We start from the raw sequence: 8,946 nt of genomic DNA, 5'->3' as shown, positions 1-8,946 counted from the left end.
GAGCTGACTGTTACTAATCGGGTGAGGGCTTGACCAAGAATCGCAGGAAGAATGATTTTCAGGGAATGTCAGCATGTATGTAGTTTTGAAGATACAGTGAAAACCAGCTAGGTGATAGCTGGTTTTTTTGTGTATAAAACAGATATCGACCGTACAGATGAGGGGATTGAGGCTGTAAAGAATGAGGAAATGCTTGGAACGGTTTATAATGATAAAGAGGGGCAGGCGCGTGAAATGCTGAATCTTGCATTTGTAATCGCAACGGATGGAGATAAGAGTGATATTCCATTGATCGACGGAAAATATGTGCGCACACCATATCATAAGCTTACGTTGGAAAATATAGAAGAGTCTGAGTAATTTCTCTGATTCGGTATTTATAGTAATTCTGTAAATAAAAAAGGCTGTTGTTAATGACAGCCTTTTTATTGAGCATTTCTGATTAAAGTGTCTGGATATAAGATAATAATTCAGCTTTCTCAGCTGCGCTTAATTTATTTCCTGCTGTAAATGCAGCGATGAAATCTTTGATGGCTCCGTTGTAAGAATCCTTTACAATCTCCTGGGCATAATTTTCATAGAATTTCTTTGAGGTGACAGATGGAATATAGATAGCTCTTTTTCCGCTCTTGTCAATATTCAAAAAGCCCTTCTGTGCCAGACGGGAAAGAAATGTGTTTACTGTCTGTTTCTTCCATGCTTTCTTTTCTTCCTCATTAAAGTGAACCATAATCTCAGAAAAAGTTGCAGGTGTTTCTCTGGTCCATAAATATTGTAAAATATAAAATTCTGTTGCGCTCATTGCATTTCGTACCATTATTATAAGTCCTCCTTATCAGTGTAGTGATGTGTACTCTGGGGGTTATTAAAATTTTTATTGCCAGGTAAATACTTTTGTTTCTGGTAATCGTGGATGTTCAGCAGTCCGTTGAATGGAAAGTCTCCGAACAGTTAACAGTAATTAAAAATAGTAGCGGAAAAGTACACATGGTACTATAAACAAACAGATGTGGAAAAGTTTTATCCGACATCTGTTTGTTATTTTAATATAAAAGTATAAATATTACTAGACGTAGAAATAGACAAAAATGTAAGTGAAAAATAGGTTAATTTATCAATTACGGAGTCTTTATGTTAATAATTGCGAGAGCAGTGCAGGGACAGATTATACAGTAGCCTCTCGGATCATGCAATATTGTTTCAGACCAAAGTGAGGTTTTTCCACTATCCCGTATGTTTTAAATCCGAAGTGTTCATAAATAGGAACGTTATTGGGATTATGGGTTTCCAGAGAAATCAGCATCTTGTGTTTCTGGGCATAATTTATCACCTCATCCATCAGAAGTTCTGCCAGTCCATGATGCTGGTGTCCAGGGTCTACTGCAAGGTAGATCACATGGAGACGCTCTGTCTGGTGAAGCTGATCTGTCCAGCTTGAGTTCAGGTAGTCCTTGCCCTGAATGAAATTCCAGAAGGTTTTCAGGCTTGGATCTTCTTTGATCAGCCATCCGTCAGTGGTAAGTGCAGCTCTGGCCTCTGTGAGACAGTAGTGCAGAAAATTGTAAGGTTCGCTTTCGTCAGAAACAACCAGGATACTGTTCAGTTCGCTGCTGTCAGAATAAATTTCGCATGTCTGAAAGAACTCCGTCAGATCGCAGGAAAAGAGCTCCGGCAGAAGTCTTTCTCTGGTGTCATCATCAGGAATCAGGGTATGATACAGCGGATCCTGTGCGAAACAGACCGTTAACAGTTTCTGTAATCGTGGTAAATCTTCTTCCTGTACTCTGTACAAATTATCACTTTCCATGGTATGTAGTAATCTCCTTATTTATTGCCGGGAACATTGCTGTTCCCGGGAGTGGTAATGTTTTTTAAAAAGACAGTAGATTATTATAGATGTTATCCAACATCGCAGACAGCTTATTAACGGAGGTGTTTAAGTAGCGGATATCGTCCTTATAATAAGCCTTCTGTCTGCGCAGGGCAGCTTCCAGACGACGGATCTCACTGTCGAGTTCCGGTGTTTCTTCTTCCATGCGCTGCTTCAGTTTCTGCACGATCCCGTAGAGATTTTCGTGATGCATAATACGTCCGGCACCCCACATCAGACGGTCTTTTGGCTGGTGAAGAATGTATTCGGTGAAGTGATAGTAAACTTCTTCATCGAAGAGAAATGCGTACATATTATTGTCTACTCGATAGAGAGCCTTCAATGCATCTGTAATATTTCCCTCGGATAAAGCCCGGCTGGCTTTTTCCAGCTGTCGAATATTTTTGGAGGCAGCTTCCTGTGGGAAAATTACTTCATCTTGCCAGTTGAGACGTACCAGATAGTCTTGTGCCTTGCGGAAAGTTTTCAGCAGCTCCAGTCCGGCATATTCCCATTTGTGGCGGAAAGCAATGCGGGCGTCGGAGTCTGAAAGTGTGGCATATTCCGCATTAATCTGGCAGATTTTGTCATAAATATTTTCGGCAGAAGCGGTAATTGTCTGCAGGTTTCTGAGCAGAACATTCTGCTCAGGATCAGCAAATGAGAGTGCATTTTCGTGGATACTTTCTGCGACCGCGTTCATGGTATTGCTGAAATTCATCGGTGGCAGGACAAGTCTGTCAATGGCCATGATCAGTTTCAGATAGCATTCATGATGAAACTGATAGACAGCTTCCTGGTAAACATCCTGATTATCATATTGGGAATGATAATAATTCTGCATGAAGGGCCCGGCACTGAAATCATTGACTGTGGATGGGATACCTGCGATTGCCATGGAGAAATCATCAGACCATGTCTCGATGGGAGAGAGAACCGTGATCCCGTCAGGATATGCTTCCTTCGGGACAGTCAGGCTGTCTGTAAACTGTCTAATGAAATCTGCATATTCATAGGTACAGCGGATGGCATCCTGTCTATTGTGTGCGTGTGCAGGAAGTTCAAAGTTCAGGTCTGCAATCACTTTACCCTGCCAGTCAGGATGTACGCGGAATACCTGATTGTAGGCTCCTGTAGACCAGTCGTATTTGGAATCAATGATTCCCCATTCCTCGGCAGCCATTGCACAGAAAACGAGAGTGTGGGCAGGCTTATAGCCGCCCTTTACCAGTGAACGGGCAATGCCGAGCATCATGGCGACTGCTGCATTATCGTCCTGGAATCCATCGAAATAGGAATCATAGTGTGCAGACAGCAGGATCATAGAGTCTGTCTCAGTACCCTGTATTTTACCTGTGATATTGCCTGCTGTTGTATCCGGGATCACTCTGGAACGGGCATCCAGTGATACTTTTAATGAGGATCTGCGTAATAAAGCAGCATCCTGTTCCAGAGTGTTATGGGTATCTTCTGAATCAGTGGTGTTGTCTTCGCAGGCGGAAATTTTATTTCGGAGAGAACGCTTCAGGATACGTGCATCTGCCTGAGACAGAGAGAATGCAGGTGCGAAATCAGGACCTGCGATATCCTGTGCATTCAGCGCAGACTCTGCGATTTCTCCGTAGCCGTTTGCCTGAACTGCGATCAGGGCAGCAGCGCCGCGCAGATAAGCCTGATAAACAGGGAAGCTGATCCACCATTCGTCTCGCTGGTTGATCTCAACCATAACCAGCTTTCCTTTTACGTTTATGCCTTCATAATCTGCAGCAGTTCCTTTTCCCAGATAAACGAGTTCGTAATCTTCAAATCCGTCTGTCTCGAAATTTGTCTGATATCCGCCCATCTGAAAGGTGTGTTCCTGCCCGTCATCATCTGTAAATTTCAGGACTGCCTTCTCGAATTCCCATCCGTCCAGTGAGAATGTATCTCTGGTTACATCGGTAAGTCCGATAGCTTTCATTTCCCTGTATAACATATCTCCTGTAGCTGTTTCAGCAGCGGAACCTGCAGTACGATAGCCCAGAACAGGGTTTGTTTTCTCTTTTTCCATGCGTCTGGCAAGCTGGTAGGACCAGTCTGTGTCAATGCAGGAAATACAGGAATCTTCAATGTTCAATGTAATCGCCTCTTTCCTGACAGTTTGTATAATATGATCAGATATGATCAGTGCCGGAAATATCAGGGTACTGATCTGTCTGTGGTTTATGATTTTATACTGGAAATATTTTAGCATAGAACAGCAGCAGGAACAAGACAACAGTTGTTGAGAAAAAAGCTATTTTCTGTAAAGATACTGATATTGAAAAGAAAAAATAATTTTGTTATACTTCACTTTATTGAGGTGAATAAATATGGAAGTATTGTTGGCAGGAAATACAGGATATGTAACAGAAACTTTTATAGAAGAATCATTTCCTGAATGTGATGTAGTTGTACTGGGAAATGAGATGCTGAAATCAAATCGAAAAAAGAATATATTATCTCGTCCGTTCATAAAAGATGAGAAAGAACTGAAAGAGATTTTCGAAACATATGAGTTTGAAAGAATTGTTTATTTTTCCAATTATCTGACCATGCATGGAAGGATGACCGGAGAACTGGAACAACTGAGACAGATACTTCAGTTATGCAAAAAGAATAAGGAAATAAGAATGTTGTATCTGACCGGGCAGGAGAGCATTTATAATATTACAAGTGGAAAAACACTTCTGGTATCCGCAGCAGAAAATGTAGTTATGGAATATGGAAATATGTATCAGATAAACACCAAGATTCTGAGAATTCCTCATTTATATTCAGCGGTATACACACAGGACTTTTTTTATAAGCTGTTTACAGAGGCAGAAGAAAGCGGAAAAATTGTTTTTGAGGAATCACCGGAACAAAATATTTATTTTGTATGTATGGATGATCTGGCAGAACTGCTTTATAAAGTATATGACAATTGGGGAAAAGAACGCTGTCTGAATGTTCCGGATTGTTTCAGGCAGAGTTTCAGTGATCTGGAAAAAGAAATCAGAAAGACAATTCCCGGTAAACTGGATATAAGATATCAGAACAGCGGTCAGATTTATAAGGTACAGCCGGATGATCAGATTATAAGACATGAATATGGGTGGTTTCCAAAGATATCTGTTTTTGAAGATATTCCCGGGATGTATCAGGAGTATAAAAAATTATCAGATTCAGATTTCGGACATTTTGCAAATATCAGGAATTGGATATCAAAAAATACTTTGCTGATCCACATTCTGGAATTAATCTCAGGATTTATTTTATTTGAATTTCTAAACAAATATACAGGAACTTATGCTCAGTTTAAAATGATTGACCTGAGACTTGTATTTATTGTATTTATGGGAAGTCTTTATGGAATTAATTATGGAATATCAGCAGCTGCGTTGGAAACTTGTTCTTTGATTGCAGCGTACAGGCAGGAGAATGTAAACATATATACTTTGTTTTATGAGGCTTCTAACTGGATTCCATTTATTTTTTATTTTGCCGCAGGTGCTGTCTGTGGTTATATAAGGCTGAAGAATAAAGAGGATATAGAATTTGTAACAAAAGAAAACAGACTGATCAAGGAAAAATTTTTCTTTATGCAGGAAATGTATCAGGAGACCCTTCAGGATAAAAGACAATATAAGAAGCAGATTCTCGGAAGCAGGGACAGCTTTGGAAAAATTTTTGATATAACAAGAAAGCTGGATGTGATACAGCCTCAGAAACTGTTTATGGAAACCATAAGGGTAATGGAAGATGTTCTGGAAAATCATACAATTGTACTTTATTCACTGGATTCATGGAAACGTTTTGGAAGGATGGAAGTGTCATCACCTGAAATTCGCAGAAAAATGCCGAATTCTATAAGGATTGAAGAGTATCAGAATGCGGTAGAAACGCTGGAAAAGGGTGAGGTCTGGAGAAACAGGGAACTGCTTGCCGGATATCCGGCATATATCGCAGGGATAAAGAGAAATGGAGAACTTGTAATGCTGGTATTTATTCAGGATGCAGCCAGTAGTCAGATGACATTGTATTATCTGAATCTTATCAAAATTTTATGCGGTCTGGTAGAAGTTTCTCTGCTGCGTGCACTGGAATATCAGGAAGCAGTCAGAGACAGGGAATATCTGGAAGGAACTCATATATTAAAAACAGAGTATTTTATGGAAAGGCTGAAGTTATTTCATTCCATAAAAGAACAGAAAATAGGATCATATGCTCTGCTGCAGATTGAAAATCCGGAAATGACACTGGAGGAAACAGAAAGGATATTAAAAAATAAAATCAGAGAGAATGACATACTGGGAATATCGGAGGATGGACAACTTTATCTGATACTGTCACAGGTGGATGATGCCATGTTACCGATAGTAATTGAAAGGCTCGAAAAGAACGGACTTCATTGCAGAGTGATTGACACCCGTAACGAAAGCAGGGTAGCTGAAGAATGATACAGAATATAACAGGGGTTGTTTTTATTATATTCCATATTATCTGTTGTGTTTTAGTATGGACAGGAATAAACTCCCATTTACTGAAGGTGAAGAGGTATCTCATATTACCTGTGATCTTTGTACCGGTATGGGGTATGATCTGTGTATTGCTTCTGCATTTCCAGATATTTTTTCACCAGGATAAAAAGCGTGAAATCGGAATAGAAAAAATGAAGATCAATGAAGAAATTTACAGGAGCATTATAGCACCGAAAGAAGAAAGTGACAGAAATATTGTGCCACTGGAGGAAGTGCTTCTTATTGATGAGGCCGCTATGAGGCGTGATCTGATTATGAATGTATTGAATGATGATCCGGAGAATTACATCGATATGCTTAAACAGGCAAGGATGAATGACGATGTAGAGGTTGTGCATTATGCGATCACAGGAATGGTAGAGCTGTCTAAGGAATATGAAAGCAGACTGCAGAAGATAGAATACAGATATGCAAAAGAACCGGAAAATCAACAGCTTATTTCAGAGTACTGTGATTTTCTTCAGGAGTATTTATCTCAGGGACTTCTAGAAGGACAGATGGAACTGGTGCAAAGAAATCAATATATAAAACTTCTGAAGAAAAAACTGAAATTTAAAGAGGATCTTCATACATATGTATGTCTGGCTGAGAATCAAATGCAGACGAAGGAGTATGAACAGGTGCTTAAAAGTCTGGAAAGAATGGATAAGAAGTGGCACAGAAATGAAGAATACTGGATACTCAGGATCAGATATTACGTAGAACTGAAACAGGGAAAAGAATTAAAGGAAACATTAGAGCAGATTCAGCAGGAACATATTTACCTGTCGGCGAAAGGAAAGGAGGCATTGGCTTTTTGGCAGGAATGATAAAATATTTACAGTCTTTTCGATTTAAGGGTCTGACTGTTATTCTGGGAGTTTTTCTGGCAATCAGTGTGGTGCTTTGGACAGAGCGTTCAGGAATTCAGTATCAGGCAGAGATCAAGAAGAAGGCATATCTGGACAGGGATACGGTTGTAACTGAAACACAGGCAGTCAAAAATATTGAGAGCAGTTGTCTGGTGCTGATGGACAGCAGTCAGGCAGACAGTGTGGTGGCATGGGAACAGTTTGAAAGAATTTTCATGGATATGAAAACAGGAGTAGATCTGGCAGATATCAGACAGAGTGAGATTCCTGATTTCTCAGGCTATGAAACAATAGTGGTGCTGATGTCGGATCTGAACCCATTGAAGGATGTAGTTATAAAGATTGGAAACTGGGTAGAAAAAGGAGGACGTGTTCTTTTTGCGTTAACACTTCAGAAGGATACATATGTTTCGCTCATTGAGCAGAAATTGGGAATTACAGACTCTGATTATGGAAATGTTCTGGTAGATAAAATCTATATTGATGATGATTTCATGATTGGAGGGGGAAGATCTTTCCAGATTCCGGATGCATATGATTCAGCATGGGAAGTAAGTGTTGGAGAAACGGCGAAGGTTTATGCATGGACAGATGATGAAAAGAAGGTTCCGCTTATCTGGGAAAACAGTTATGGAAAAGGTAAATTTGTAGTTGATAATTTTGGATTATGTGAAAAAGCCACAAGAGGATTTTTTGCGGCATCCTATAGCCTGCTGACAGATGTGATGGTCTACCCGGTGCTTAATGGATCTGTATTTTATCTGGATGATTTTCCATCTCCTGTGCCGAGTGGAGACGGAACATATATCAAACGTGATTATGGTCTCAGCATCAAAGAGTTTTATACAAATATCTGGTGGCCGGATATGCTGGATATGGCAGAGGAACACGGCGTGAAATATACAGGTGTTATTATTGATAATTATGAGGATGATGTGTCCGGAGATGTTGTGGAACAGGAAGATGTGCAGAGATTTCAGTATTTTGGGAATATGCTGCTTCATCAGGGAGGAGAACTGGGATATCATGGATATAATCATCAGCCATTGAGCCTGTCAAATGTGGATTATGCAAATATCCTTCCATATAAAACATGGGAAAGCTATGATGCAATGAAAAAAGCCATGACAGAGCTGATACGGTTTGGAAAAGAGATGTTTCCGGGGACAGAATTGTCTGTTTATGTACCGCCGTCTAATGTGCTGTCAGATGAAGGGCGGGAAATGATCGTAAAAGAATTTCCGGAGATACGTACAATTGCAAGTAATTATTTTGTCGGAGATATGGCATATACACAGGAGTTTGAGGCTGCAGAAGATGGAATTGTGGAACAGCCCCGTATTATTTCAGGTGCTGTGATTGATGATTATATGGAACTTGCGGCTGTATCTGAACTGAATATGCATTTTGTCAATACACATTTTATGCATCCGGATGATCTGCTGGACGAAGACAGAGGTGCCAGACTGGGATGGAAGAAACTGAAAAAACGGCTGGATGAATATATGGACTGGCTGTATACTTCAGCTCCATGTCTGAGAAATCTTACTGCTTCCGAACTATCAGGCGCAATACAGCGGTATGGGGCACTGGTGATCGATAAGGATGTATCAGATCAGGAACTTAATCTTAAATTAACCTATTGTGCTACTTCAAATAGATTATGTGAAAACCTGTAAAACCG

General features: G+C 40.1%; 7 protein-coding genes. 4 read left to right on the top strand and 3 right to left on the bottom strand.

Annotated elements, in window-relative coordinates:
* The first annotated feature begins 129 nt into the window (after positions 1 to 129).
* The gene (locus tag LJE11_RS18030; RefSeq protein ID WP_044951711.1) at positions 130 to 360 is read left to right on the top strand and encodes a hypothetical protein; all 231 of its coding nucleotides are present in this window, start codon (positions 130 to 132) and stop codon (positions 358 to 360) included.
* An 82-nt stretch (positions 361 to 442) separates the two neighbouring features.
* Here the strand turns inward: LJE11_RS18030 and LJE11_RS18025 are convergent, their stop codons facing one another.
* The 3 genes from LJE11_RS18025 to LJE11_RS18015 all read right to left on the bottom strand — a co-directional run bounded on the left by LJE11_RS18025 (position 443) and on the right by LJE11_RS18015 (position 3,920).
* Positions 443 to 817 carry a BlaI/MecI/CopY family transcriptional regulator gene (locus LJE11_RS18025; RefSeq protein WP_008707184.1) on the bottom strand — a complete coding sequence of 125 codons (375 nt, stop codon included), beginning with the start codon at positions 815 to 817 and terminating at the stop codon, positions 443 to 445.
* A gap of 348 nt (positions 818 to 1,165) precedes the next feature.
* Positions 1,166 to 1,807 (bottom strand): GNAT family N-acetyltransferase, encoded by a 642-nt coding sequence (locus LJE11_RS18020; protein WP_008707183.1) that lies wholly within the window; start codon positions 1,805 to 1,807, stop codon positions 1,166 to 1,168.
* A gap of 64 nt (positions 1,808 to 1,871) precedes the next feature.
* Positions 1,872 to 3,920 carry a M28 family peptidase gene (locus LJE11_RS18015; protein ID WP_008707182.1) on the bottom strand — a complete coding sequence of 683 codons (2,049 nt, stop codon included), beginning with the start codon at positions 3,918 to 3,920 and terminating at the stop codon, positions 1,872 to 1,874.
* Positions 3,921 to 4,221: 301 nt separating this feature from the next.
* Between LJE11_RS18015 and LJE11_RS18010 the strand changes: the two genes are divergently transcribed.
* From LJE11_RS18010 to LJE11_RS18000, 3 genes are read left to right on the top strand one after another with little or no spacing between them, the layout of a single operon-like run.
* Positions 4,222 to 6,330: an NAD-dependent epimerase/dehydratase family protein gene (locus tag LJE11_RS18010; protein WP_008707181.1), complete on the top strand. Its 2,109-nt coding sequence runs from the start codon at positions 4,222 to 4,224 to the stop codon at positions 6,328 to 6,330.
* Positions 6,327 to 7,220: a membrane protein gene (locus LJE11_RS18005; RefSeq protein ID WP_008707179.1), complete on the top strand. Its 894-nt coding sequence runs from the start codon at positions 6,327 to 6,329 to the stop codon at positions 7,218 to 7,220. The genes LJE11_RS18010 and LJE11_RS18005 overlap by 4 nt, the downstream gene beginning before the upstream one ends.
* The gene (locus LJE11_RS18000) at positions 7,217 to 8,941 is read left to right on the top strand and encodes a DUF2194 domain-containing protein (protein ID WP_227296346.1); all 1,725 of its coding nucleotides are present in this window, start codon (positions 7,217 to 7,219) and stop codon (positions 8,939 to 8,941) included. The genes LJE11_RS18005 and LJE11_RS18000 overlap by 4 nt, the downstream gene beginning before the upstream one ends.
* Positions 8,942 to 8,946 lie beyond the last annotated feature (5 nt).

It is taken from the genome of Blautia sp. DFI.1.216 (assembly GCF_020594215.1).
Taxonomy (GTDB): Bacteria; Bacillota; Clostridia; order Lachnospirales; family Lachnospiraceae; genus Blautia_A; species Blautia_A wexlerae.
Note: the sequence above shows the minus strand (reverse complement) of the source record. Positions and strands in the feature narration are given on the sequence as shown.

What these genes read in the sequence shown, in the direction of transcription:
- LJE11_RS18010 (WP_008707181.1), top strand. Translation starts at nt 4,222, where the DNA reads ATGGAAGTATTGTTGGCAGGAAATACAGGATATGTAACAGAAACTTTT.
- LJE11_RS18020 (WP_008707183.1), bottom strand. Translation starts at nt 1,807, where the DNA reads ATGGAAAGTGATAATTTGTACAGAGTACAGGAAGAAGATTTACCACGA.
- LJE11_RS18000 (WP_227296346.1), top strand. Translation starts at nt 7,217, where the DNA reads ATGATAAAATATTTACAGTCTTTTCGATTTAAGGGTCTGACTGTTATT.
- LJE11_RS18025 (WP_008707184.1), bottom strand. Translation starts at nt 817, where the DNA reads ATGGTACGAAATGCAATGAGCGCAACAGAATTTTATATTTTACAATAT.
- LJE11_RS18005 (WP_008707179.1), top strand. Translation starts at nt 6,327, where the DNA reads ATGATACAGAATATAACAGGGGTTGTTTTTATTATATTCCATATTATC.
- LJE11_RS18015 (WP_008707182.1), bottom strand. Translation starts at nt 3,920, where the DNA reads ATGGAAAAAGAGAAAACAAACCCTGTTCTGGGCTATCGTACTGCAGGT.